The organism is Salinispira sp. (genome assembly GCF_059431795.1).
Window position 1 is genome coordinate 44,144 of the sequence record NZ_JBXWXS010000025.1, and the last position, 25,171, is coordinate 69,314.

General features: G+C 51.9%; 20 protein-coding genes. 10 read left to right on the forward strand and 10 right to left on the reverse strand.

Annotated features, from left to right (window positions below; translation table 11 throughout):
- Nucleotides 1–51 precede the first annotated feature (51 nt).
- Nucleotides 52–1,005, forward strand: coding sequence for an Asp23/Gls24 family envelope stress response protein (locus AC52PS_RS08675; RefSeq protein WP_495562663.1), 954 nt, complete (start codon nucleotides 52–54; stop codon nucleotides 1,003–1,005).
- Nucleotides 1,006–1,122: 117 nt separating this feature from the next.
- Complete coding sequence (locus AC52PS_RS08680) at nucleotides 1,123–2,307, forward strand: DUF1570 domain-containing protein (protein ID WP_495562664.1); 1,185 nt, start codon at nucleotides 1,123–1,125, stop codon at nucleotides 2,305–2,307.
- A gap of 100 nt (nucleotides 2,308–2,407) precedes the next feature.
- On the opposite strand, the gene pcnB is transcribed toward AC52PS_RS08680, so the two are convergent.
- A complete protein-coding gene (gene pcnB, locus AC52PS_RS08685) occupies nucleotides 2,408–3,526 on the reverse strand; it encodes a polynucleotide adenylyltransferase PcnB (protein ID WP_495562665.1) in 1,119 nt (372 codons plus the stop codon).
- Nucleotides 3,527–3,598: 72 nt separating this feature from the next.
- Here pcnB and AC52PS_RS08690 point away from each other — a divergent pair, with 72 nt between their 5' ends.
- The 5 genes from AC52PS_RS08690 (at nucleotide 3,599) to AC52PS_RS08710 (ending at nucleotide 10,672) form a co-directional block, all read left to right on the forward strand.
- Nucleotides 3,599–4,672, forward strand: a complete 1,074-nt coding sequence (locus AC52PS_RS08690) for an aminodeoxychorismate synthase component I (protein WP_495562666.1) — start codon at nucleotides 3,599–3,601, stop codon at nucleotides 4,670–4,672.
- A 125-nt stretch (nucleotides 4,673–4,797) separates the two neighbouring features.
- Nucleotides 4,798–5,544 carry an aminotransferase class IV gene (locus AC52PS_RS08695; RefSeq protein ID WP_495562667.1) on the forward strand — a complete coding sequence of 249 codons (747 nt, stop codon included), beginning with the start codon at nucleotides 4,798–4,800 and terminating at the stop codon, nucleotides 5,542–5,544.
- Between the two features lie 108 nt (nucleotides 5,545–5,652).
- Entirely contained in the window at nucleotides 5,653–6,981 is a 1,329-nt protein-coding gene (gene hisS / locus AC52PS_RS08700) for a histidine--tRNA ligase (RefSeq protein ID WP_495562668.1), read from the forward strand.
- Nucleotides 6,982–7,071: 90 nt separating this feature from the next.
- A complete protein-coding gene (locus AC52PS_RS08705; protein ID WP_495562669.1) occupies nucleotides 7,072–9,804 on the forward strand; it encodes a helicase-related protein in 2,733 nt (910 codons plus the stop codon).
- Nucleotides 9,794–10,672, forward strand: coding sequence for a hypothetical protein (locus tag AC52PS_RS08710; protein WP_495562670.1), 879 nt, complete (start codon nucleotides 9,794–9,796; stop codon nucleotides 10,670–10,672). The genes AC52PS_RS08705 and AC52PS_RS08710 overlap by 11 nt, the downstream gene beginning before the upstream one ends.
- Here the strand turns inward: AC52PS_RS08710 and AC52PS_RS08715 are convergent.
- From AC52PS_RS08715 to ileS, 7 genes are all read right to left on the reverse strand, one after another.
- Nucleotides 10,655–11,773, reverse strand: coding sequence for a 3-dehydroquinate synthase (locus tag AC52PS_RS08715; RefSeq protein WP_495562671.1), 1,119 nt, complete (start codon nucleotides 11,771–11,773; stop codon nucleotides 10,655–10,657). The genes AC52PS_RS08710 and AC52PS_RS08715 overlap by 18 nt on opposite strands.
- A 45-nt stretch (nucleotides 11,774–11,818) precedes the next feature.
- Nucleotides 11,819–12,199, reverse strand: coding sequence for an ArsR/SmtB family transcription factor (locus AC52PS_RS08720; protein WP_495562672.1), 381 nt, complete (start codon nucleotides 12,197–12,199; stop codon nucleotides 11,819–11,821).
- A 40-nt stretch (nucleotides 12,200–12,239) separates the two neighbouring features.
- On the reverse strand, nucleotides 12,240–12,500 hold the full coding sequence (locus AC52PS_RS08725) for an FmdB family zinc ribbon protein (protein WP_495562673.1): 261 nt from the start codon (nucleotides 12,498–12,500) through the stop codon (nucleotides 12,240–12,242).
- Between the two features lie 97 nt (nucleotides 12,501–12,597).
- Nucleotides 12,598–13,377 (reverse strand): imidazole glycerol phosphate synthase subunit HisF, encoded by a 780-nt coding sequence (hisF, locus tag AC52PS_RS08730; protein WP_495562674.1) that lies wholly within the window; start codon nucleotides 13,375–13,377, stop codon nucleotides 12,598–12,600.
- Between the two features lie 29 nt (nucleotides 13,378–13,406).
- Entirely contained in the window at nucleotides 13,407–14,039 is a 633-nt protein-coding gene (gene hisH / locus AC52PS_RS08735; protein ID WP_495562675.1) for an imidazole glycerol phosphate synthase subunit HisH, read from the reverse strand.
- A 160-nt stretch (nucleotides 14,040–14,199) separates the two neighbouring features.
- A complete protein-coding gene (locus AC52PS_RS08740; protein ID WP_495562676.1) occupies nucleotides 14,200–15,318 on the reverse strand; it encodes a hypothetical protein in 1,119 nt (372 codons plus the stop codon).
- Nucleotides 15,291–18,458 carry an isoleucine--tRNA ligase gene (ileS, locus tag AC52PS_RS08745; RefSeq protein ID WP_495562677.1) on the reverse strand — a complete coding sequence of 1,056 codons (3,168 nt, stop codon included), beginning with the start codon at nucleotides 18,456–18,458 and terminating at the stop codon, nucleotides 15,291–15,293. The genes AC52PS_RS08740 and ileS overlap by 28 nt, the downstream gene beginning before the upstream one ends.
- 162 nt (nucleotides 18,459–18,620) lie before the next feature.
- Between ileS and AC52PS_RS08750 the strand changes: the two genes are divergently transcribed.
- Nucleotides 18,621–19,853 (forward strand): glycosyltransferase, encoded by a 1,233-nt coding sequence (locus tag AC52PS_RS08750; RefSeq protein WP_495562678.1) that lies wholly within the window; start codon nucleotides 18,621–18,623, stop codon nucleotides 19,851–19,853.
- Between the two features lie 157 nt (nucleotides 19,854–20,010).
- On the forward strand, nucleotides 20,011–22,575 hold the full coding sequence (locus tag AC52PS_RS08755) for an FAD-dependent oxidoreductase (RefSeq protein WP_495562679.1): 2,565 nt from the start codon (nucleotides 20,011–20,013) through the stop codon (nucleotides 22,573–22,575).
- 149 nt (nucleotides 22,576–22,724) lie between these two features.
- Here AC52PS_RS08755 and AC52PS_RS08760 read toward each other — a convergent pair whose 3' ends face one another.
- Complete coding sequence (locus tag AC52PS_RS08760) at nucleotides 22,725–23,336, reverse strand: TetR/AcrR family transcriptional regulator (protein WP_495562680.1); 612 nt, start codon at nucleotides 23,334–23,336, stop codon at nucleotides 22,725–22,727.
- Nucleotides 23,337–23,492: 156 nt separating this feature from the next.
- The gene (locus AC52PS_RS08765) at nucleotides 23,493–24,389 is read right to left on the reverse strand and encodes a VIT1/CCC1 transporter family protein (RefSeq protein WP_495562681.1); all 897 of its coding nucleotides are present in this window, start codon (nucleotides 24,387–24,389) and stop codon (nucleotides 23,493–23,495) included.
- Between the two features lie 76 nt (nucleotides 24,390–24,465).
- Between AC52PS_RS08765 and AC52PS_RS08770 the strand changes: the two genes are divergently transcribed.
- The coding region (locus tag AC52PS_RS08770) for a hypothetical protein (protein ID WP_495562682.1) at nucleotides 24,466–25,171 on the forward strand (706 nt) is incomplete at its 3' end.

The window sequence follows — 25,171 nt, forward strand, 5'->3', positions numbered from 1 at the left end:
GCATATCAGTGTTATATAATGTAAAGAGAAAGACAACAATAGCGAGGGCACATGGCTTCACATGGCATTTTAACAAATATTCACCGCGCATGGACGAAGGCTATCTGGCGTATGCGGGGACTCAGAGTTTTTGCCCTGGTGGGAAAAAGCGGGACGGGCAAAAGTTTCCGGGCCGGCCTGATTGCGGAGAAGTACAAAATTCCGGTTATTGTTGATGACGGACTCCTTATTGAGAACAACCGCATAGTTGCGGGAAAATCAGCGAAAAAGGAAAAAGCCTATCTGTCGGCGGTAAAAACCGCCCTGTTTACCGATAAGCAGCACAGACAGGAAGTGAAGCACTACCTTGAGCAGAGTCACACCAAGAAGGTACTTATCATCGGAACCAGCACCAGGATGATCGCCAAAATCTGCAGTACGCTCCAGATTCCTCCCCCGGCAAAAACAATTCAGATCGAAGATATCGCCACCGCGGATGAGATCGAGACGGCAATCCATTTCCGAAAGCATCATGGGAAACATGTAATTCCCGTGCCTGCAATTGAAGTGAAACGTACATATCCCAGAATCATGGCGGATTCCATCAAGGTATTTTTCCGGAGAGGTCTGGGGATTTTCGCAAAAGAGTCGGAGTTTGAAAAGTCGGTAGTCCGGCCGGAATTCAGCCGCAAGGGATTAGTGAGTATCTCCGAGGCGGCTTTAAGCCAGATGATCCTGCACTGCGTTCAGGAGAAGCTGAACTCGGTACGCCTGACCAAAATTATTGTCCGCCAGGACAAGGGTGGATACATTATCGATGTGGGACTGGCTGTACCGTTCGGTTATGAGCTGGCCACCAGTCTCCACAGTCTGCATGATTATATTATCGAAAAAATTGAAAAGTACACGGGAATTATCATTGAAGAACTCCATGTTTCAATTGACAGCATCGATGATTTCCCTACTCCAGAAGGCAGAAAAACTTCGGGAGAGATTCCAAAAAGGCGTTCGGGACGGAAAGGCTGAGACGGGGTATTTGCCGGGCCTCAAGTTTATGTCCAGGTCTGCCGATAGTTTATCTGGAAGATAATAAAATTTGACCTACAATATTGCCGTGTTCGATACTGTAATCGGAGGTACATAATGAAAAAGAGTATCTTTATTCTGCTCATGCTGATGACTGCGGCGGGGAGCATGTGGGCCCAGGACTCTTTCGTGTCCGAAAGCAGTCACTACCGGGTGCGCTCCCATATCAGCCAGAACCATGCGGATCAGACAGCTGAGCGGCTGGAAGCATATTTGGACCTGTTCAACGACTATTTTCACTTTGATCTGGACAGTCTTGATTTCAAAATGAAAGTACAAATCTTTACCGGCCAGGGTGCATATGACCGGTATCTCAACCGTGTAATCGATGAAACACGAAACGAATTTGTGTACCTGCATTACAGCGATGTAACCCGTTCAGAGCTTGTGGGCACGCTGTCGGATGACGAGACGCTGGACGAGAGCTTCACTCATCAGGCATTCATCCAGTTTCTCAGGGCTTTTATTGACAATCCTCCTCTCTGGCTCAGAGAAGGGTTTGCGGTGTATTTTGAAAAAGCCCGGTTCAACGAAAACTTCGTTGCGGTGAATAACCGGGAAAATCTGGCATGGCTGGAAACCCTGAAAGAAATTCTTTTCGGCAGCAGAAGCAATGAAGCCCTGACTCCTGAGGAAATTCTGGCCATCGATGTTGAACGTGCAAAAGACCGAATAGATGCCTTTTATCCGGAAGCATGGGGAATTATCAATTACCTGATAAATACGGACAACCGGAGCCACAACCGCATACTCTGGGACGCCATCTCGGCAATGGACCCCAAGGCCGACCTGATACGCAACTCCCAGCGGGTTTACAACTCGGCTTTCCAGTGGGTGAATCAGGAAGAACTTCAAAACAGCTTCCTGGAATACTTCCAGAACAAGAAAACCTATCGGGAGCTGATAGAAGGGGGTATCGCCGAATATGAGACCGGCAACCTGGATGCATCGGAGGAGTATTTCCTCATTGCCATTAACCGCCGGGATATCAGCCACATACCCTATTACTATCTGGGTTTAATTAATTACGATAAAGGCAACTACACTCTGGCGGAACTGAACTATCGGAAATCTCTGGAAAAAGGAAGCACCGCCGCCCTTACCTATTATGCAATGGGCGTGAATGCGTTCGCCGATAACCGGCTGGAAGAGGCTCAAGAATTCCTTGAGACCACCGTACAGCTGGACCCCTCCAATTATACACAAAAGGTAACACGCATTCTGGAGCGGATAGAAGGGTAATTCCAGCGCTTCGGGAAGCTTCAGGTTTCCACACTCTTTGGGGCATTATCTAAATATCAGAACATCATTTTCAGGCTGATTCAAGCCCCTCGGGTGTGGATCAGCCTGAGTTCCGTTTGGGGGAGGGTTTCCTTCTCCTGCGTCGGCTTCGCTTCTTGGGAACTCCTAACGCTTCCTGACGTTCCCGCATGAGGGTTACTACTACATCTTCCACATCTTTATTCGCCGGAACCATGGGCTTGAGGACGTCCTTAATACCCGAATACACCTCGGGAAAGTGGATGCGCTTCTGCTCCTTCCACGGACCTATGCGCATGACATAATCCCGCACCAGATACTGAATCATAACGCTACGGGGAGTTTCGCTGTGCTTGTGTATAATGTCATCCAGGATTGCCAGATGCTCGAAAAACACATTGCGGTTATTCACATGCTGCGGATCCTTTCCCCGGAAAAACTGATCCAGGCCGGGCAGGATGTACTCGGTAATATTATGATCAAAGAGGGCCTGAAAAATCGGGCGGGCATAGCCGCTTCCCAGTATCTTGTAAATTTCTTCGGTGAGCCGTGAGTAGGATATTCCCTTCAAAAGCTCTGCCTGGGATCGCATCTTTCGCTTCAGCCTGAACCCCGGCTTCAGGCCGGTTTTTTCACCGTACTTGATGGCTCTGATAATCCGTACAGGATCTTCCTGAAAAATTCTTCCCAGGGGGATGACGGCCCGCAACCGCCTGGCCTTGATATCAGGATATCCTTTTACAAAATCCACCACCTGCTCACGGAGGGGGTGGTAATAGAGGGCATTCATGGAGAAATCCCGTCGAAGAGCGTCTTCCTCAATTTCCCCGAAAACATTATTGAAGCCCTTGGAATCGGCGCTCCGGAAGGTTGAAACTTCAATGATCTTCTTATCTTTAAAAAAGATATGAACAAGCCTGAAGCGCTTCCCGATAATCCGTGAATTCCTGAACAGCTTCCGGATATGGTTGGGCTCCGCAGAGGTCACAATGTCAAAATCCTTCGGTCGCTTACCCAGGAGCAAGTCCCGGACCGCACCGCCCACAATGTAGCTCTCATGGCCGGCCTTTTCCAGACGCCGGATAATTTTAACCGCATCGTTGTCCACATCGCCGAGACGAATGTGATGCTCAGCTTTGGTATACACTTCCGCCTGCTTGACGGCTTTTCCATTCTCTAAAGTCTTGTAGCGTACTAACACCAGGTTCTCCCAGTTATAATTCTTCTTTTACATACTTGCAGCACGGGGATCATGCTGCTACTTTTCTGACGTATGAACTCAGATTGGATTAACGAAATGAACCGCCTGGGGCGGTCCGGGACTCCGTTTTTCTTCGCCATTGATTTTGAAATGCGGTATCCCGTAATAGTACCTCTGAGCCGGATGCACGACAGCTTTCTGCTCTTCAATATTCAGGGCAGACGTAACGACTACGGCCGACATCCCACAGTATCTTCGAATATGTTTAATAATATTAGCCTGAACCCCCGCTTCATATCAAGAGCGGATTATTCCAGGGCTTTTCAATTGGTGCAGAGCGAACAGCAATCAGGAAATTCATTTCTGTGCAACCTCACGTTTCCCACCCCGCTGGAGCCCGAACCGGAGCTTCCGCTGAAAGATCTGTTTTTCCAGGTTCAAGCCCCATACCGGGTATATATGAATTTTTCCACCCTACCCGATGAATGGATCTACCCCTGCTGTCCGGATGTGAAGGATATCCCCCGGGAAATTCTCATCTTCAGCCCCGAAACCTTCGTGCAGACACATCATGAACGGATCTATACCTATCCCATGAAAGGCACCGCCCTGGTAGAGCCGGAACAGAACCTGCGGCAGGAAGAGCAAAGGCTTTTGGCAGATGAAAAAGAACGGGCGGAGCACATTACTGTTGTGGATCTGTTGCGAAATGATCTGGGACGGGTTGGACGGGATATCCAGGTGGAAAAATTCCGCTACTGCGACCCAATTCCCGTGGCAGGGGGCCGCCTGCTTCAGGTATCCAGCCGAATCAGTGCAGCGCTGCCCCGGGACTGGAAGGATTTCCTGGGAGATATGACAGCCCGGCTGCTCCCCGCCGGTTCGGTCAGCGGTGCGCCGAAACGGGAAACCTGCAGGATTATCGCCCGGGCGGAAGGTTCTCCCCGGGGGTATTACACCGGCGTGTGCGGCATTTTCGACGGATATAATATAAACTCAGGGGTGATGATCCGGTATCTGGAGCGTCCGGCACTGAACTCCTCCCTGCTGTTCCGCAGCGGAGGGGGCATCACTATCTATAGTCAAGAACAGGCCGAGTATCTGGAACTTCAGGCCAAGGTCAGACTTCCCCTCAGGGGCAGCTGAAGAATGAATACCAGAAGAACACCTGAGGAATGCCCAAAGACTGCCAGAGAAATGAATGCCGGAGAAAAGACTGCCAGAGAAAAGACTGAGGTGCCCATGAACAGCTCCCATACGAAGGCGATTACATGAAGCAGCATTATTCACAGGTACAATTGGTTTCCCATCTGGAGCAGAATTACGGCTTCCTTGAGACCATGCTGGGTATTCGAAACGGTAGATCCCTGGATATACCGCTGTTTCACCGTCATATGGAGCGGATGGCCCGCAGCCTTTCGCCCCAATTGCCCCCCGACCCCGAGTTTTTGTTCCAAACCGTTCGAGGGCTTTGCATTGAACCGCTGGAGAATAGAGACCAGCGGGCTTCCATAGAGACGCCCAATCCCTCCCGTCTACGAATCCGCATTCAGTATGCCCCGGGTAAGCAGCCCCTCCCCCTGCAGATGCATATTCAGGTGGAGGTTTTTCAACCCCGGTTCATTCACAAAGCCGGAGTCATAGAGATGCCCGATGTGGAATACTCCAAAAAATACTCCGACCGGAGTCTGTTCAGGGAGCTGCACAGAAAACATCCAGGATATGACGAGATTATCATAACCCGGAACGGATACCTAAGCGACGGAACATTTACCAACCTTATCATCTGCCCCTCTTCCTCATCTCCGGAAGAGGAAGCCTGCCGCACTCCCTCATCCCCCCTGCTGCAGGGCTGCAGACGGGAAGAAATGCTCCGGAGGGACCTGCTGGTCCCACGGCCCATCCATATCAGGCGGATTCCCGACGGATGGCGCCTGGGGTTTATAAACGCACTGAATCCCCCGGGGCAGCTGGGGTGGATTGCCCCCCAAACCCTGGATTATCTGACAGCGGAGTAAACCGCCGCCCCGCCTTGTTCTCCCGGTAATCGGCTGGACCACGGCCCGGGAAGATGGGAAAATTACCCGCTATGTACAATCTTCATCCGTTTTATTAGACTCTGTGGCATGATACAACCCAGAGTTTTAAAAGGTTTTCGGGATATTCTCCCCGATCAGGAAATTCTTCGGAGAAATATTCTCCGGAGCATCGAAGACAGTTGCAGAAGTTTCGGATTTGTCCCCATCGACACCCCGATTCTGGAGTACAGCGAAGTACTCCTGGGAAAGGGCAGCGGTGAAACAGATAAGCAAATTTACCGATTCCAGGATCACGGGAAACGGGATGTATCCATGCGATTCGATCTCACCGTTCCCTTCGCCCGCTTCATGGGTGCACATGTGAACGAAGTCTATCTTCCCTTTAAGCGCTACCATTTCGGCAAAGTTTTCCGGGGAGAAAACACTCAGAAAGGGCGCTACCGGGAATTCATGCAGTGTGACTTCGATATTGTAGGGGTGGACAGCGCCGCCGCAGATTTTGAAATTCTTCAACTGATGTATGCCAATTTCGGAAACATGGGAATTCCCGGAGTGAAATTTCACATCAGTCACCGGGGTATTTTTAATGACTTCCTCGGACATCTGGGTATCAGCGAAAAAAGTGAAGAGATCCTTCGTACTGTGGATAAGCTGAATAAGCTGGGGGCTGAGAAAACCCGGGAAACCCTGAAAGAGCTCACAGGCGACGAGAATGCGGATCAAATCCTCAGCTTTATCCACAGTGAAGAGAGCAATGCCACTACTCTGGATAAAATGGAACGGCTTGCAGGAGGTCCTTCTGATTACAGTAAGAGACTGAGGACAATTCTGGAGCTGGCGGATACGACAGGTATGGGGGATTTCTTCCATATTAACCCGTCAATCACCCGGGGATTGGACTACTACACCGGTATTGTGTACGAGACATTCCTGGATGAACTCCCGGGAATCGGATCCGTATGTTCCGGCGGCCGCTATAATGATCTGGCCTCCCTCTATACCAAGACGGAGATTCAGGGCGTGGGAAGCTCCATCGGTCTGGACCGGCTTATGGCCGCCATGGAGGAACTTGAGGGCAAAAAGCAGGAGGATGCGCAGGAGAACGCCCCTGCGTCCCTGCGATTTGCAGATGTTCTGATTTTCATGATGGATGAAACCTTCCTGGGCACATACAACCAAATGGCCCGGGAACTGAGAGCAGCGGGACTCTCCGTGGAAATTTACCCCCTCAACAAGAAAATGGGGCAGCAGTTCAGCTACGCGGAAAAGAAGCGCATCCCCCTGGGAATCATTGCCGGGGAAGCGGAAATCTCAGCAGCTAGGGTAAACTATAAGAATCTGCTTACCCGGGAAAGCAGGGAGGGCATCACCCTGGAGCAGGCCCTGGAGCAGGCCCGAAAGGACCTGAAAAAATAGATACCGGAGGCTCCGGTTATTCACCGGGGCCGGGGCTTTTTTCCCATGTACCGGATTGGTCCCAACAGCAACGATCCAAGAGGAAGGCATATGAACCCCCGAGATCTGCCGGTGTACCAGCAGCGGGAGAAAATTCTCAGCTCACTCCGTGACCATCAGGTAATCGTGGTGGAGAGTCCCACGGGCAGCGGAAAAACCACCCAATTGCCCATCATTCTCCACGAAGCAGGTTTCGAGAACCGGGGTATTATCGGAATTACCCAGCCCCGGCGCATTGCAGCGGTAAGCGTAAGCGAATATATCCGGAAGCAGCTGCATCGGGAACTTGGCGAACAGGCCCGATCATTCTGCGGGTACAAGATGCGTTTTCACGACACAACCTCCGGAGATACACGGATCAAGGTGATGACCGACGGCATCCTCCTCCAGGAATTGAAGGCAGACCCCAACCTGAGCCGGTATTCGGTTATCATGGTGGATGAGGCCCATGAACGGAGTCTCAATATCGATTTTATTCTGGGACTGCTGAAACGGAGTCTGGAGCTGCGCCCGGATTTAAAATTAATCATCTCTTCAGCCACTATCAACGCAGATATATTCTCAGCCTATTTCGCTTCCGCTCCTGTAGTTCGGATCGATACGGAAACATTCCCGGTGAGCACCATCTATGCTCCTCCTCCGGTTCAGGGGAATGATGAAGCGCTGGTTCAAAAAATTGTGGAAATTGTGGGACATGTTATTGATGAGAAACGGCAGGGGGATATGCTGATATTTCTCTCCGGCGAACGGATCATTAAAGACACCATCACCGCCCTGTACTCCCAGCCCTTCCGGAAAAAGCTCTACATTCTCCCCCTTTATGGCAGATTGAGCAAAGAAGAACAGGATGAAGTTTTTCCTCCCCCGCCCCCGGGAAAAATTAAACTGGTGGTAGCCACCAATATTGCCGAGACATCCATCACCATCGATGGAATTACCACGGTAATAGATTCGGGGCTTGCGAAAATGAATTTTTATAATCCCCGGACCTTCACATCCAGTCTGGTGGAAAAGCCGATTTCCAAGGCGTCTGCAAACCAGCGGAGGGGACGGGCCGGAAGAACTCAGCCGGGAACCTGCTACCGTTTGTATCCCATGGATGATTTTCAATACCGTCCGGATTACACCCAGGAAGAAATCTACCGTACAGACCTGTCTGAGGTGGTACTTCGGATGGCGGAACTGGGCATCAGGGATTTTGAGTCCTTTGACTTTATTTCTTCCCCGGGCAGGGGAGGCATAGCAAGTGCCGTAGAAACCCTCAATTTGCTTGAGGCCCTGGACGAAGACAGGAGTCTTAGCAACACCGGGCGGCAGATGGCCCGTTTTCCCCTGCTGCCCCGGCATTCAAGAATGATTATTGAAGGGGTGCACAGATATCCGGACGTTCTGGATCATGTGGTAACGGCAACCAGCTTTCTCACCACCAACAACCCCTTTCTGCTTCCCCAGGGAGAAGAAAGCGAGGCCCGGAACGCCCACCATCATTTCCGGGATGAGGCGGGGGATTTCGTAAGCTATTTGAAGATGCTTCGATCCTACAGGGACAGTCAGAACAAAGAAAAGTTTTGTAAGCGCTATTATCTGGATGAACAGATTATGGCGGAGATCGCCAATGTAAAGGAACAGTTGGGAGAGATCGTCTCAGAAATGGGCGTCCCCATACCCTCCCCGGTTTTTCCCCTGAAGGGTGAAATGCTGGCCGCCTACCTTTGCGCAGTATCCACAGGCCTGATGCAGTTTATCTGTGTGAGAACCGGGCGGAGTTCCTACAAGAGCCTCACCGCAGACAGAATTGAAATTCACCCCGGATCAGTGATGTTCCGGGAAACACCGGATATCATGGTAGCGGGAGAAATTGTAAAAACCAGCCGCACCTTCGCCCGGAGCGTCAGCCCTCTCAAAGCAGAGTGGCTGAAGCGGATATCCCCGGAAATATCCGGCATGCTGGCCAGACAACTGGATAAGAATTCCGGCGGCGGCAAGAAAGGCAAGAAAAGCAAAGAGCTTGCCCGGAGACTGGAAAGCGGGCGAAGCAAATCCGGGGAAAAACCAGCAGCGGGTATGGGACGACGGAAAATCCGCACTACGGATCAGGTATCCAGGGACAGCAGCTCATTCCAGGCAGACCTATCCCCGAAAAACGGGAGCCGTGCTGCGCCGAAGGATAAAATCAGCCCCGATGGAATGGAAGTCCGCATTGCCGGTGAGACATTTCCCCTGAAACCGTTTAAGGGAAAAAAGAAGATTCTGGAATTGAGCTGGAGAGAACTCTCATCCCTTGCTCACCGGGAGGATGTGGAACTCATCCCCCAGCACCGGGACCTCCGGATAATCGTAAGCTACCGAAAATATCTGTTTTTGAAGCAGGAGCGGCTGGGCAACGCCATGGGCATAGCCCGGATTCTCAGTCCCGAAACCCATTTCCGGGAACACTGGCCCAAGACCGCCAAGGTGAGCCCCTGGGAACTCCCGGATGAAGTAAGCAGTCTTTTGGGGTATATGCCGGGAATCAGTCCGGTGAAGAAAAATGATCGTGAACTGGGCTTTATTTCCCTCTATACTGATAACCAGGGGTTGTACTGGCTGAAGGCTGTGAAAAATTTCAGCAGCTCCTTGAGCGACAGTTTGGCAAGCCTTGATTCCCTCTTTGATGATCTTGCAGCCCTGGAGGCAGTGAGATCCCAGGGGGGAGGCCATACCCTGCCTCCGGGAATACCGGAATTGAAGGAGCTCAGCGGATCGCTGTACCGGCACTTTTCGCAATTATTAGATGAACTGTAACAGACTAGGTTCCATATCCCGTTTTCTCTTCCCCTTGCTTATCGGCATCCTTTTTTCATCGGTGAATCTGTCCGCCCAGCTCCTTGATGACATCGATGTGCTGATTGAAGAAGGAGAGTACGCGGCCGCCTTTGAGGCAATTCGCAGCCTTGAGAATTCAGCGGTATCTGAGAGTCGGGATGATGCTTCAGCTTTCCAGGCTGCGCTCCTGTGGCGAAAAGCCTGGACGATGGTGAACCGCACACGACTTGAGGAGAGCCTGCTTTCGAAAAACGAGCTCATCGGCGATTATGAGAAGGCGCTTGGATGGGCCGCCCGCGCCCTTGAGATCTCACCGGATTCCTCCCGTTCCTGGTACTGGTACGGGGTTGCCGCAGGAGCTTTAGGGGAGCAGAAAGGAATATTTGCCGCCCTGAGGGAGATTGATGTGGTGAGAAACAGCATGCTACGCTCCATCGCCCTTGAGCCTTCATTCTCCGATCCCTGGATTACTCTTGCCCGGCTCTATGACGCTCTACCGGGAATTATGGGAGGCGACAGGGATGCAGCCGTGCTGCTGGCCCGGATCGGTCTTTCCGTTTCAGGAGGAGAGCAGGAGGGATGCAGCTATTCCGGAAAGGATATTGAAGTGCTTCGTTCCATGCTGGAAAAACGGAATTACTCCACCGATAAACGCAGACGGCTGGCGGAGCGGAGACGAGAAGACCCGGATTGGATTGAGAGGCTGCTGCCCGGTGAACTCCAAGGGCTGATTCCCTTCATCCGGAATCATCCGGGCACTATCCATACCGCCCCCTGCACCCCCGGTCTCAGCGACTGGGAGGAAGCGGCCCGCCTTCCTGGAGTCGATTCAGTTGAGCACTTGTAAAATTGCCGCATCCTCTACCGGCCGTTGGAACGTTTCACACAGATCTTTCTGGAGAATAAATCCCACCTGACCGCCTTTTTTCTTCTTATCATTTTTCATGGCATGGATCAGCTTATCTGACGGACAGCCGCTTGAATCCAGTCGGTACCCGTATGTCCTGAGAAGTGTCTCCACCCGGGAGATATATGAATCGGGGGTTACCTCCAGAACTCTGCCCAGCTCAAGAGCCCGGAGAAGCCCCCAGGCAACCGCTTCCCCATGGCTCCACAAACCGAGACCGCTCACCGCTTCCAGGGCATGAGCGAAGGTGTGACCCAGATTCAGCTGGGCCCGTATTCCCCCTTCCCTGAGATCCGCCAACACCACCCGTCCTTTCACCATAAGACTCTTCCAGATGATATGTTCCAGGGCCTGGGGATCCCGGTTCAGAATCGAACTGCGCTGCTTTTCCAGGTATGTAAACAGTTCGGCATCGTCCAGCATTGCGCTTTTAATTACTTCCGCCAGACCGCTCAGGTATTCACGCTGGGGTAAATTCTTGAGGAAGCCGGGGTATACCCGCAGCTGGCCGGCGGGATAAAAACTCCCCACCATATTTTTATAGCCGTAATAGTTGATCCCCGTCTTTCCCCCGAAGGCTGCATCAACCATGGCCAGGAGGGTTGTGGGAATAAGAATTAATGTGTTCCCCCGCATAAACAGGGAAGATGCGAATGCGGCCGCATCGGTGACGGCACCGCCTCCCAGTGCCACGAAACTGCTGTCCCTGGCAAATCCCAGAGAAAACGCGGTCTTCAGGATCAGTTCCACATTGGGAAGGGTTTTCCCCGATTCTCCCGGAGGGAGCACCACCGCCGCCTGGGGAGCATAGTGAGCGGACGCTGGGGTCTCCACCAGCCCGGATAGATCTTCCTCGCTTCGGACTTCGGGCAGCTGAGTGCCGGCGGGAAGCAGGGAATGGGATTGAATCAGTTTCAGAGTGTTTTCATCGCAGATAAGAAGCATAGGATTGTGCAGATCTGTCATTACATCCGCTGCTTCTTCATGGAGGCTAAGTCGGGTGGAGAACTCCCCGAGGGTAAATTGCATCTGTCTCTTCATGGTGGAAAGAGTACAGCGGAAGGGTGAGGGTTGTAAAGCGGAGGATCAGGCTTCCAGTGCCGCATCCTCCATCTCCACTTCATCCACTTTTTTCCGGATACTTCCAACCAGTCGGTCAATAAAAGGATCCACAATGGAATATATCCTCCGGTTTCCTTTCACTTCAGACTGGACGATTCCCTTTTCTTTCAAAATGGCCAGGTGTTGACTCACAACAGGCTGAGGCTGGTTGAGACATACCCACAGTTCACTCACACAGGGTTCGGCATGCTGGGAAATCATACACAGGAGTTTCAACCGAACAGGATGTCCGCATACTTTCAGCTTTTGCGCCGCATCGGCCATAACGTCTTCAGGGCAGTTTGCATCCGCAAATTCTTCCGCCCGGGAAGTATCAAGGGAATCAACTTGTTGAACATTGCTCATTCATTTCTCCTTAGACCCAGCCATCTGGCGTCACAGCCGCTCATTTGGCGGAGCTGGTTGCCGGACTGCTCTGTGAGCTGCTGCTCTTTGAGCCGCCGCCCTGCTCTCCGGTGCTTTTTTTCCGGCTGTCATTAATGTAAAAGCCGCTGCCTTTAAATATCACGCCGCTTCCGCCTCCGATGAGCCGGCGCAGACTGGCGGTCCGGCATTCCGGGCACTCCTGAAGAGGTGCATCGGACATGCTTTGAAACGTTTCGAACTCATGTCCGCAGCTTTTACATTCATAATCATAATAGGGCATTTCTATTCTCCGTTATACTATATAACTATTTTAATATATAAGAAAGTACTTCCAGAATAAATATATCGGTTTTTTTTCATTAGGACAAGATATTCCGTTACACTATCTTCTCCGGGATGCGCACCGCGACGCCGTCCTTTCTTAATGTTTCCTTGATCCGGGATATGCTGTAATCACCATAGTGGACCATGCTGGCAACAAGGGCTGCATCCGCATGCCCCCGGGTAAGGACTTCACTTAGATGCTCGGGGCGTCCGGCTCCACCGGAAGCCACCACGGGAATATCAACCGCCCGGCTGATCATGGAAGTGAGTTGAATTTCATATCCGTTGCGCACGCCGTCGGTGTCGATTGAGTTCAGTACAATCTCCCCCGCTCCCAGCTGTTGGGCTTTCAGCGCCCACTCAAGGGCATCCTTTCCCGTCTTTGTGCGGCCCCCGTTAATCACCACCTGGTAGCCCGAGGGCATGTGCTCATCCTTCAAGGCGTCCATGCCCAGCACAATACACTGCCGGCCGAACACCGCCGCCCCCTGGGAAATAATTCCGGGATTTTTCACTGCCTGGGAGTTGAGACTCACCTTCTCCGCCCCGGCGGAGATTACCCTGCGGATATCATCGATTCCCGAAAGACCGCCCCCAACGCAAAAAGGAATGAAGATTTCTCTGGCAACTTTTTCCACCACATCGATAAATATGCCCCGGTTTTCACTGGATGCGGTGATATCGTAAAACACCAGTTCATCACAGCCCTGTTCATAGTAATCACGGGCCATTTCCACCGGATCGCCGATATCAACATTCCCTTTGAACTTAATTCCTTTGGTCGTCTTCCCGTCACGTACATCCAGGCAGACGATTACCCGTTTTTCAAGCATCTGCATCCTCCGTTGGAATCATCTTTTAACTAGAAATCCCTGATAAAATTCTCCAGCAGCCGCAAGCCGGCGGGTCCGGACTTTTCAGGATGAAACTGACACGCAATCAGGTTATCCCTGCCATAGGCTGAGACAAACGGAAAACCATAATCGCTTTCTGCCAGATACACTGACGGATCGGCGGGTTCAGGATAATAGCTGTGAACAAAGTAAAAGCTTGAGTTATCGGGTATGCCCCGGAACAAGCCCGCGGAGGGGTGCTCTTCATGTACCCGCACCTGATTCCAACCCATATGGGGCACCTTCAGCCCTTGAATTCCCCGATTCCCAAACTCCCGGGAGAAGTATTTCGCCCTGCCTGTCTCTAAGCCCAGACATTCTGTGGGCCCCTCTTCCGAGGAATCCAGGATAATCTGACTCCCGATACAAATTCCAAGAACCGGAGTTCCCCGGGTTATTGCTTCTGAAAGTGCGTCGGGAATGCCCCGCTCCCGGAGTACGGCCATGGCATGGGCTGCCTCTCCCACACCGGGAAAGAGAATTTTATCAGCCGTTGCAATATGACCGGGATCGGGACTTACCCGGTATCGGGCGCCTACATATTCCAGGGCCGTTTCCACCGAGCGGAGATTGCCTGCATCATAATCTATTACGGTTATCATCATCCCTCCTTGGGTCTCGGGTCGTTTTACGGTTGCTCTGTGTTAAACATGACGGCTTAGTATACCCCATTCTCCAGCCCCTCCACCTATGGTTCCGGTTCCGCCACCCTATAGCTTCGGTTCCGCCACCCTATAGCTCCGGTTCTCTATTCTGAGCTTATCAGTTGAGCAGCATGCGGGAGCTCAGGGGGTAATCGATGATAATCAGGGAAGTTCCTCTGCGCTCCATCCGGATCAGTTCCCGGTATTCCTCTTCGTCCAGACCGGGCAGCGTCCCTCTGAGCTGACGCAATAGCAGCAGACGCAGAACCCCATTGAGGGCACGGGCACGGTTCTCTCCCCCGGTTTCAACCAGGATATTCATTCCTAACAGATCACCTTTCTCATGCAGTCCGATCCACAAACTATCCAGAAGCCCTGGATCCAGGGATATGAATCCGAACAGGGAAGCAGGAGAGGCTCCGGCGCCTCCGGCGCCGCCCATTGGGCTCGGGGAGCTGAAGCCTGCAAAAAGGAACTGATCTTCCCGTACGATATCTGAAACCCCCGGCATATCCGAATCTTCAGCAGCACCGGGTTTTTCAGCAATTTCAGAGTACTGGGATTTATCATCCCCCGAAGGGGCTACTGTCTCACTTTTACCGCTGCGTTCTGTAATTATGGAGTACAGCGATGCGATCCGCTCCTGTTCGGCCAGCAGTTCACCGGGAGACGCATTCAGGGGAGTACCCAGGGTGATAGCAATTGTGCCTCGGTTGATTTTCACCAGACTTGTGCTGCCCATACCCTGTGAGGGCATAACAAAACGGGTTACCCTGCCCCCCGGACCATGGAAGCGTAGTTTTTCAAAACCGTTTTTCTTCAACTGCCAGCGAAGAATCCACCATGGAATAGAATGGCCGGCATAGATTACCGGCCCCTCTCCGGGGAGCATTCCCCGGCGGGGAAATGCAATGACAAGCCGCTGGAAATAGCGCCGGATCATATTCAGGGATCGATCGTCCATGTCATCGGCGAAAAACATGTTCAGAATATCTTCGGGGGTTGTTTCGATCTCAAGCTGGACGGCATCTATTCCGGAAGCTGAGAGACGGGTTAAATGGGGCGGCGCTTCCAGAGACCGCGCACCCTCCTGGGGGGAGCCCCCTTCCCTCAGACCCGGCAGCCGGGTACTCACACAGCCGGAAATCAGCAGGAGGGCCGATACCCCCAACAGGACAATTCCCAGCCGGAGGAGGGGGGAGGAAATCTTCAGCTTTTGGCCAGTGTCACTGTACATGCGACTTCTCCGGAGTTTATCTGGGACGACTGGGGTTCCTGACTGTATTCCAGACTGTCACAGAGCACTTCGCTCTGGAAGTATTCCTTATGGGCGTCCAGGGATTCATGAAGCTCTTCATCTGGGTTGACCACCAGGTTTATCCGGTCGGTTACTTCAAGGCCGCTGTCCTTCCGGAGGTTTTGAATACCCCGGACAAGATCCCGCACCAGACCTTCCTGTCTCAGCTCTTCGGTAACCACCGGGTCAAGAGCGACGGTAAGGCTGCCTTCATTGAGCACCTTCAACCCCTCTTTCTCTTCCCGCTGAACGATAATTGAATCAATTGTAAGGTCGATGCTTCTGGTGCTGATATCGAGACTGAGGGTGTTACCGTCGAGAATGCTCTGTATTTCGGTGGGGTTCAGGGCGGCGATTTTCTCCGCAGCCTCTTTCATATCCTTCCCCAGTTCCTTACCCAGAACCCGGAAGTTCGCTTTGGCGGAGTATTCCACCAGATCTTCCTCGTTATCCCGGAAGATCACTTCCTTCACATTCAGCTCTTCCCGGATAATGTCTTCCATTTCAATGAGAATATTTTTTTCATCCCGGTTTTTCGTAACCAGATGGATGGCATTCAGAGGCTGACGGACCTTCAGGTTATGAAGACTGCGGATTGCCCGTCCCATGCTCACCGCCTGCTGGGTAATTGCCATTTTATGCTCAAGCAATCCGTCTCGGCGCTGATCGTTCACCACAGGGAAATCACTGAGATGCACCGACTCGCTCATACCCTCTGTTTTCAGATTTTGGAAAATCTCCTCGCTGATAAAGGGAACGAAGGGAGCTGCCACCTGCACCAGTTTCACCAGAACCTCATAGAGGGTGGAGTAGGCCTCCAGCTTGTCATCGTCGTTTTCACTCCGCCAGAATCTTCTGCGGCTTCGGCGGATATACCAGTTGTTCAGCTGGTCGATAAATTTCACAACGGGATCCACTGCGCGCTGGAGATCATATGCGTCCAGGTTCGCCCGCACTTCCTCCACAAGGGTTTCTATTGCCGAGAGAATCCAGCGGTCCAGGGGATTGGTCGGATTTTCCGGCGCAGCATCGGGCTGTACGCCGTCGATGTTCGCATAGGTGACAAAGAAGCTGTAGGCGTTCCATAGGGGAATAATTACCGATTTGAGCACCTCTTTCACCCCGTCGTCGGAGTATTTGAGATCCTCAGCACGGACCACCGCCGAATCCATGAGGAACAGGCGCAGGGCATCCGCGCCGTAGGTGCCGATGATTTCCACCGGGTCGGAATAGTTCCGTTCGCTCTTGGACATTTTTCTGCCGTCTTCCGCCAGAACCAGTCCGTTCACCACCACGTTTTTGAATGCCGGTTTTTCGAAGAGGGCTGCGGCAAGTACGGTGAGGGTGTAGAACCAGCCTCTGGTCTGATCCAGACCTTCGGCAATAAAGTTCGCCGGAAAATTCGCCTCGAACGATTCCTTGTTCTCAAAGGGATAGTGATTTTGGGCATAGGGCATGGCGCCGGATTCAAACCAGCAGTCAAGGACTTCAGGAATCCGCCTCATTTCGCCATCTCCGCAGGAACAGCTCCAGCTGATCTCATCCACAAAGTGTTTATGAAGGTCATCCACCATCACTCCGGATTTTTCCTTCAATTCCTGACGGCTTCCCACACATTCTGTATGACCGCATTCTTCGCATTTCCAGATCGGCAGAGGGTTTCCCCAGAAACGGTTTCTGCTGATTGCCCATTCCCGTGCATTCTCCAGCCATTTTCCAAACCGTCCTTTCTGAAGATGTCCGGGTATCCAATTAATTTCGTCATTTGCATCCAGCATGATCTGCTTGATCTTGTCGATATCCACAAACCAGGAGGAAATTGCCCGGTAGATCAGAGGCGCTTTGGTACGGTAGCAGTGGGGGTAGCTGTGGAGATAGTTCTCCCTCCGCACTAGTTTTCCGTTTTCCTTCAGAGCGTTGATAATCGGCCTGTCGGCATCTTTTACAAAAAGACCTGCGTACTCGGGGATTTCATCGGTGAACTGACACTCGGCGTCGATGGGTACCAATACCGGCAGTCCGCTGTGCTTCAGAACCCTGTAGTCGTCTTCCCCGAAGCCGGGTGCGATATGAACAATTCCCGTACCGTCCTGGGTGGTGACAAAATCGCCCATGTGAATACGGAACGCACCTTCATCGTGGAGTTCCTTGAAATAGGGAAATACCGGCTCATATTGCCAGCCTTCCAGGTCCCTGCCCTTTAGACGGTTGAGAAGTCGGTAATCGTTTTCATCTTTGTAGTAATGGGATAGCCGGCTTTCGGCCAGAATGAACTCTTCATCGCCGTCGGAGATATGGACATAATCTATATCTTCACCCACGGCCAGTCCCAGGTTGGAAGGCAGCGTCCAGGGAGTGGTGGTCCAGGCCAGAATCGACAGCTTTCCGTTTCCGGCTGATCCCTTGCCGTTGAAGGGGAGCTTTCCATTCTTGTCACCAGTTACGGTAAATTTGATGGTGATCGCCGGATCATGTACATCCTTATAACCGCCCAGATTGACTTCAAAATTGGACAAAGGGGTGGCAAGCTTGGGGCTGTAGGGAAGAATATACGCACCTTCATAAATAAGCCCCTTTTCCCACAGCTGCTTGAACACCCACCAGATAGACTCCATATAGTCGGGATCCATGGTCTTGTAGTCATTCTCAAAGTCCACCCAGCGTCCCATACGGGTTACGGTCTGCTCCCACTCACCGGTGTAGCGGAGTACAATGCCCCGGCAGGCTTCGTTGAATTCGGCAACCCCGTACTCTTCAATCTGACTTTTCCCGGAAATGCCAAGTTCTTTTTCCATTTCATATTCAACGGGGAGTCCATGACAGTCCCACCCGAATCGGCGTTGAACTTTCTTGCCGTTCATAGCCTGATATCTGGGGATAATATCTTTAATCGTTCCTGGCACAAAATGACCAAAATGCGGAAGTCCGGTTGCAAAAGGAGGTCCGTCGTAAAAAACAAATTCTTCCGCATTATCTCGCTGATCGATTGATTTTTGAAAAATACTCTTATCTTCCCAGAAATTGAGAATTGCCTCTTCCATTTTCGGAAAGCTTACTCTGGGATCTACTGGTTTATACAAAACTTACTCCTTACGAGGGTACGGTTGGTCAGAGACACCATACTAATGACGATAAACTCAATGGTCAAGTTGAACGGGGGTTCATGAACATTACAGCCGCCCGGCTAAGAAGCCGGGGATTCAGGGAGACAGCATCCAGCTGCTGTGGTATAGTCTTTTACAATGAAAGAGATGAGAGAACGGATCCTGTTTCTGTATTTATCCACCGGAGGCGGGCATATTTCCGCCGCCCGGGCATTGGCGAACGAACTGGAATTCAGATATTCCCCGGAAGAAGTGGAAATTCACCTCTTCGACGGCATCCCTGACAACGGTTCCGAAATACAGAGAACCCTGGTTGAGCGGGGATACCGATTCTCCACCCTGACCCTGCCCTTTCTCTGGACAATTATTTATCAGGTCTCCAACATCCCCTTCGTAATGAATTTCCACACCAAGGCAATGAACTTCTTCTCAGTGCCGTTTTTGCGGAAATACATTAGGAAGCATCGAATTACCCGGGTTGTGAATCTCCATTTTCTGCTCACCAGGCCATTGTTCCGGGCCCTGAGGCAGACCCGCCGCCTTGATATTCCCATGGTAACCGTAGTTTTGGATCCGTTTTCCTGCCACCCCCTCTGGTTCTACCGTCAGTTCACTCCCTTGATTGTGTTTTCCCAGCGGGCGGCCAAACAGGCCCGGACATCCCTGCGATGGCTGGGCCTGCCGCCCATGCTTCTTCCCAGAAAACGGGAGGTGGTTCAGCTTCCCCCCATTCTCAGTTCGAAATTCAACCGACCCCTGGACCGGGAAACCCGGCTTCGCCTCCGGAATGAATACGGTTTTTCCCGGGATAAACGGCTTATTCTCATGGCCGGAGGAGGCGAAGGTCTCCCCCGGGGAGAAAAGTATCTGGAAGCAATCACCCGTGCGGGCCTTGATACTCAAATTGCATTTGTATGCGGTAGGAATATCAGTCAGTATGAGCGGGTGAGTGAAATAGCCCGGAGATTTCCCCAGGCATCCATTCACGTGTACGGCTTTGTGAACTTCATGTACGAGCTGATGAATATGGCCGACGTAATAGTGACCAAAGCCGGGCCGGCCACCATCTTCGAAGCCCTGCTTTTGCAAAAGCCTCTCATACTTACCCAGCGTCTCTACGGCCAAGAGCAGGGGAACGTGGACTTCGTGGTGAATAATCAATTGGGATGGTTTATCTCAAAACCCAGGCTGATGATGGAAAAAATCAACGAAATTCTGGAGCACCCCGAACTATTCGACTCCACCATTGCCAGAATCCGGAAGGCGGGAATTACCAACGGTACATCCCAAATTGTGGATTACATTATGAACCTGCCGGCCACGCCGGAAAAGCGCAATAAAATTCTGGATATTCTCTACAACCGAAAATAAGCTCCCCCTCCCAGCCGCATCTTTTGACATGGCCGAATCCACCGTTTTTTCGATATAATTTTATATATATATTTATATATATTGTTGACACAACTCCCCCACCCCCCTACAATTACCACTAATATCAGTTTTTCCGCATATTTATTTAGGAGCATATATGAAAGTACTAATTATCGGTGGAGTAGCCGGAGGCGCAACCACGGCTGCCCGGCTGCGAAGAATTCAGGAAGATGCAGAGATAGTAATCTTCGAACGGGGCGGGTACATCAGTTATGCCAACTGCGGCCTGCCCTACTACATTGGAGATGTTATTCAGGACCGGGAACGGCTGTTCGTTCAGACACCCGAGAGCTTCCGGGACAATTTAAATATTGATGTTCGCATCCGCAGCGAAGTGACAACCATAGATCCGGAATCCAAGCAAATCAGTGTAAAAAACCTTGAAACAGGGGAAGAGTACCGGGAGAGCTATGACAAGCTGGTGCTGTCCCCTGGGGCCGAACCGGTGAAGCCTCCCATTCCGGGCATCCAGTCGGAAGGAATATTCACCCTTCGTTCGGTACCGGAAACCGATGCCATTAAAGGCTACGTGGAAGAAAAAAAGCCCCGGAAGGCCGTTATTGTTGGTGCCGGATTTATCGGACTGGAGATGGCGGAAAACCTGCACGACAAAGGACTCTATGTCACCATCGTGGAAATGGCTCAGCAGGTGATGAATGTGGTGGACTATGAAATGGCCGCCCAGGTACATCAGCATCTGAAAACCAAGGATGTGGAATTCTACCTTCAGGACGGTGTAAGCAATTTCAGCAGACAGAAAGGTGAGGATGGCCAGGAACGGATTGTCATTACCCTTCAAAGCGGCAGAACCATTGAAACCGATATGGTAATCCTCTCCATCGGGGTGAGGCCCGAAAGCCGTCTGGCACGGGAATGCGGTATAGAAACCGGGGAAACCGGTGGCATTAAGGTGAACTCCCATCTGGAGACTTCCGCAAAAGATATTTATGCGGTGGGAGATGCCATAGAATTTATCAACCCCATTACCAAACAGCCCACCATCACCTATCTTGCAGGCCCTGCAAACAAGCAGGGGCGGATCTGTGCAGATAATATTGTGTTCGGGAACAACAAAGAGTACCGGGGTTCCATTTCCACGGCCATCGCCAAGGTGTTCGACATCACCGTAGCATCCACCGGTGCCAGCGAAAAGACACTGAACAAGCACCGCATACCCTATCACTCGATCATCACCCACGGATCAAGCCACGCAGGCTATTATCCTAACGCCATGCCCGTTACCATTAAAACCCTGTTCTCCAAGGATGAAGGCCGGGTTCTTGGGGCCCAGATCATCGGATACGAAGGGGTTGATAAACGGATCGATATGATCGCCGCAGTGGTCAGGCAGGAAGGAAGCGTCCAAGACCTAATGGAGCTGGAGCACGCCTATGCCCCCCCCTACTCCTCTGCGAAAGATTCCGTGAACATTGCAGGATTTGTGGCGGAAAACATACTCACCGGCAGAAGCCGGCACATCCATTGGAACGAAGTGGCTGCTGGCTGCAATCCCGACGAAATACAGCTGGTGGATGTGCGCACCCCGGAGGAATATCAGCTGGGAAGCATAGACGGGGCGGTGAACATTCCAGTGTATGAGGTGCGGAGCCGTCTGGGTGAACTTGACCGGGACAAGACCATTATCGTGTTCTGCGGAGTGGGCCTGCGGGCGTATCAGGCTGAACGAATTCTCCGTCAGAATGGCTTTGAAGATGTATTCAACCTCTCAGGAGGTTACAAAACCTACGAGTATGCCGCCCAGAAACAGAGCAACGAAGACATTTTTGAAAACGACACCATCTGGAAGGACGACAACATCTACCAGGTGGATCCGGACAGAAAGCTCGGGGGATCAGCCACGGCGGGTAAGACTGATAATGTTCCGGCGGTGGCCGACGGGGTGACACATATTCAAAAAATGGAAATCGATGCCCGGGGTCTTCAATGTCCCGGTCCGATTATGGCGCTGAAAAAAAGCGTCGACAATGCGGCGGAAGGCCAGATTATCCGGGAGACCGCCACCGACCCGGGCTTCTACAAAGACGTAAAAAGCTGGTGCAACATGACCGGCAACACCCTGGTGAGTCTTGAGCAGGACGGAGCCAACATTGTGGCGGAAATTCGCAAAGCTCCGGCCCAGTCTCCCGGGGCCCAAAACGCTGGGGCGAAGCGCTCCGGAAGCAACGCCGGTAATGAAAGCACCATGGTGGTATTTTCCGACAGCCTGGACCAGGCCCTTGCCAACTTCGTCATCGCCAACGGCGCCGCAAGTGCCGGAAAAAAAGTCACCCTCTTTTTCACCTTCTGGGGCCTGAGCGTCATTAAAAAAAGCCGCAGGACCCGGGGCGTCAAAAAAGACTTCATGGGAAAAATGTTCTCGCTCATGCTCCCCCGGGGAAGCAAAAAACTGGGACTGAGTAAAATGAACATGGCAGGCATGGGTGCGGGCATGATGCGCAGACGGATGAAGAAGCTGAACATCGACAGCCTTGAACACATGATTGAGCAGGCCCGGGAGAACGGCGTACGAATGGTGGCATGTCAGATGTCCATGGATGTAATGGGCGTGAAGGCCGAGGAGCTGATTGACGGCGTGGAAATCGGCGGAGTGGCAAGCTATCTGGAAGCCGCAAGCAGTGCCGGGGTGAATCTCTTTATTTAAGCGAGCGCCGCTGCCATGTGTCCGGCCCCCGGCCGGATTCAGAATCAACCCGGTCCCGGCCGGATTCGGATACAGCCCGGCCCCGGCCTCCTCGCCCGCCGTACGCCGGGGGGGGGCTGGCCTCGACCCTCGCCGGTACCCTGGGCGGGTTAAGCGCAGATCCCCAGGGCCCCGCTGAGTATCCGGGAAAAACGGGAAAGCCGGGCTTCCCGGGGGTCTTTCTGTGAATCTTTCTGGGATTCCTTCTGGGGGTCTTTATGGGGGAGGACGCCGTTCATTTCTTCGTGGAGATGATTTAAGACAGGAAGATAGATCCGGGAGATCAGCCTTCCGGACGATTCCTTCCCCTGGGGATACCCCTCCGGCCGGGCTCTCTCCATGTATCGCCAAAAGTACCCGATAAACTCCCCGTAGGAGGCCAGTACATCCGGATCGTCATTCAGACCCTTGCAGGAGGCCAGCTCCAGCCCCTGATGATGAAGCTCATATGTGCGGAACAAAATGGCGAACAGGCCATCCAGGGTCACCTCATCCTCTTCCAGCCCCGCCTTCAGCTCACGGGTAACATAATCCATGGAAGGCATGGTAATCTCTTTAATCAGTTCCAACTTTGAGGAAAAGTGATTATATACCGTAGCCCTGGTAACTCCCGCCTCACGGGCAATTTCATCCAAAGACACCGCTTCAAAATTCCAGGGAGTAAGCATGTTCACCGCAGTTTGTATTATCTGCTCTTTGTTTCGGGCTTTATCGGCTCTCATCTACACGTTTCCTGTTACGGATTTTTTACATTTCCTGCTAATAGCTGTATTAACTGCATGTATAGCTTAACAGATACCCCCCGGAACAGACCGGGGTATCTGATACCGGAAAGATACGCCTGAGACCCTTCTGCAACTTCCGGGGTCCAATATTCCTTACACGTCTATGCCGAATACCTGACGAACCACAAAGCCCACACCAAAGCTGATGGCAGCCACACCAAGGCTCAAAATGGCCATCTCCCAGAACCGGCGTGAAAAATTCAGATCTTTCGCAATGGAAATATAATAATTGAAGAGGAAGATTATGACTACTGCAATAGTGAGTGTAATGGCTAATGCCAGAATGCCGCTTTGGAGCAGCAGGTAGGGCAGAATCAGCAGCATTACCGTGAAAATATAGGCAATTCCGGTGTACACCGCCGATTTCACCGCCTTGGACTTTTCTTCCTCGTCAGCAGTGGTGCTCAGATATTCGCTGGCCGCCATGGACATACTGGCAGCTATTCCGGTAATTAAACCGGCGGCGGCGGTCAGGTTGGTATTCTGAAGAGCAAAAGTCAGCCCCGCCAGGGCACCGGTAAGCTCCACCAATGCGTCATTCAACCCCAGAACAATGGATCCCATGTAATCCAGCCGCTCCTCGTTCAGCATGTTCACCAGCTGGTTTTCGTGCTCGTCTTCCTCGGAAGCTATCTGTGCGGCCTCGGGCACCAGATGGGCAATCTCTCGGTAGGATTGTTCTGCGGCCTCTTCTCCCTTCTCCATCAGCTTTACACCGAAGGTGAGCCCCATGGTGCGGGCGATAAACGTGTAGAAAAAAAGTCTGAATCCCATGGGCTTGGGAGTTTTGCCTGTGTATTTCGCCAAAATATCCGCATGCCTCTTCTCTTCTCCGGCAATCTTCTCCAGCACTTTCCGGTTTTCCGGATCCTTTTCCGACTTAGCCAGGCGGGTGTAAATGCGATGCTCGGTGACTTCGTTTTTCTGAAAAATAAAAAGACGCTTTAATGTTTCCTTGTCCAGCTTCTGTTCGTTCATCTCTTGGCTCATGAAGGCTCCTTTTCATGGATAAATCCGGACGAACCGGGTATATTATCCGTACAATATACTGAAAGGATAGTGTTCAATGAAGAAAAAGGTCAATCATTCCCTGCCGGGACGGGAAAGCGTACTATCAAACAGACGAAAATCCCTCACACTTCAAGGCATCGCGTTATTTGCCGGCATCCTCTTTCTCAGCTCATGCGGAAGCCTGTTCCTTCCCGACCAGCGGGTTAGGGAATTCAATGTCCGTGACGAAAACGGCGGGTGGTACAGCATAGACGCCAAGCTTAAAGCCCACAGCGAATCCACCATTATCTATGTGGAAAAAGATGAAGATGTGGATAAGGACATTATAGAAATCATGCTGGAAGAGTTCGATTCGGAAATTTACCCCATGGTGAGCGAAACCTACGGCCCCCCGGCGGACCTGGATGAAAACGGCCGGGTGATCATTCTCCTGCTGGACATTCGGGATAACTATAGAGACGAATCTGACCCCTTTATTGCAGGCTATTTCGATGGCACAGATATGCTCATGGATCCCAACAGTAACGGAGGGGAAATTCTCTATGTAGATATCGACCCGGGATTGCAGAACCTGGGTGGTCTCCTATCTACCATTGCCCACGAATATCAGCATCTGGTAAATTTCTGTGAATGGAATGTCTTCGGCAACCCCGCCGGCCTTACATTCGTAGAGACCTGGATTAATGAAGGCCTCTCCCTCTCCGCAGAAGAATTGTACACCGACGGTCTACTGGAAAACAGGGTGGGCTTTTATTATTATG

Bases quoted from the DNA above. Each gene is read 5' to 3' on its own strand.
- hisS (WP_495562668.1), top strand. From the start codon at position 5,653: ATGATACAACCCAGAGTTTTAAAAGGTTTTCGGGATATTCTCCCCGAT.
- AC52PS_RS08695 (WP_495562667.1), top strand. From the start codon at position 4,798: ATGAAGCAGCATTATTCACAGGTACAATTGGTTTCCCATCTGGAGCAG.
- AC52PS_RS08715 (WP_495562671.1), bottom strand. From the start codon at position 11,773: ATGAAGAGACAGATGCAATTTACCCTCGGGGAGTTCTCCACCCGACTT.
- AC52PS_RS08760 (WP_495562680.1), bottom strand. From the start codon at position 23,336: ATGAGAGCCGATAAAGCCCGAAACAAAGAGCAGATAATACAAACTGCG.
- hisF (WP_495562674.1), bottom strand. From the start codon at position 13,377: ATGCTTGAAAAACGGGTAATCGTCTGCCTGGATGTACGTGACGGGAAG.
- AC52PS_RS08755 (WP_495562679.1), top strand. From the start codon at position 20,011: ATGAAAGTACTAATTATCGGTGGAGTAGCCGGAGGCGCAACCACGGCT.
- hisH (WP_495562675.1), bottom strand. From the start codon at position 14,039: ATGATAACCGTAATAGATTATGATGCAGGCAATCTCCGCTCGGTGGAA.
- AC52PS_RS08705 (WP_495562669.1), top strand. From the start codon at position 7,072: ATGAACCCCCGAGATCTGCCGGTGTACCAGCAGCGGGAGAAAATTCTC.
- AC52PS_RS08765 (WP_495562681.1), bottom strand. From the start codon at position 24,389: ATGAGCCAAGAGATGAACGAACAGAAGCTGGACAAGGAAACATTAAAG.
- AC52PS_RS08675 (WP_495562663.1), top strand. From the start codon at position 52: ATGGCTTCACATGGCATTTTAACAAATATTCACCGCGCATGGACGAAG.
- AC52PS_RS08680 (WP_495562664.1), top strand. From the start codon at position 1,123: ATGAAAAAGAGTATCTTTATTCTGCTCATGCTGATGACTGCGGCGGGG.
- AC52PS_RS08710 (WP_495562670.1), top strand. From the start codon at position 9,794: ATGAACTGTAACAGACTAGGTTCCATATCCCGTTTTCTCTTCCCCTTG.
- AC52PS_RS08750 (WP_495562678.1), top strand. From the start codon at position 18,621: ATGAAAGAGATGAGAGAACGGATCCTGTTTCTGTATTTATCCACCGGA.
- AC52PS_RS08690 (WP_495562666.1), top strand. From the start codon at position 3,599: ATGAACTCAGATTGGATTAACGAAATGAACCGCCTGGGGCGGTCCGGG.
- AC52PS_RS08720 (WP_495562672.1), bottom strand. From the start codon at position 12,199: ATGAGCAATGTTCAACAAGTTGATTCCCTTGATACTTCCCGGGCGGAA.
- AC52PS_RS08725 (WP_495562673.1), bottom strand. From the start codon at position 12,500: ATGCCCTATTATGATTATGAATGTAAAAGCTGCGGACATGAGTTCGAA.
- AC52PS_RS08740 (WP_495562676.1), bottom strand. From the start codon at position 15,318: ATGTACAGTGACACTGGCCAAAAGCTGAAGATTTCCTCCCCCCTCCTC.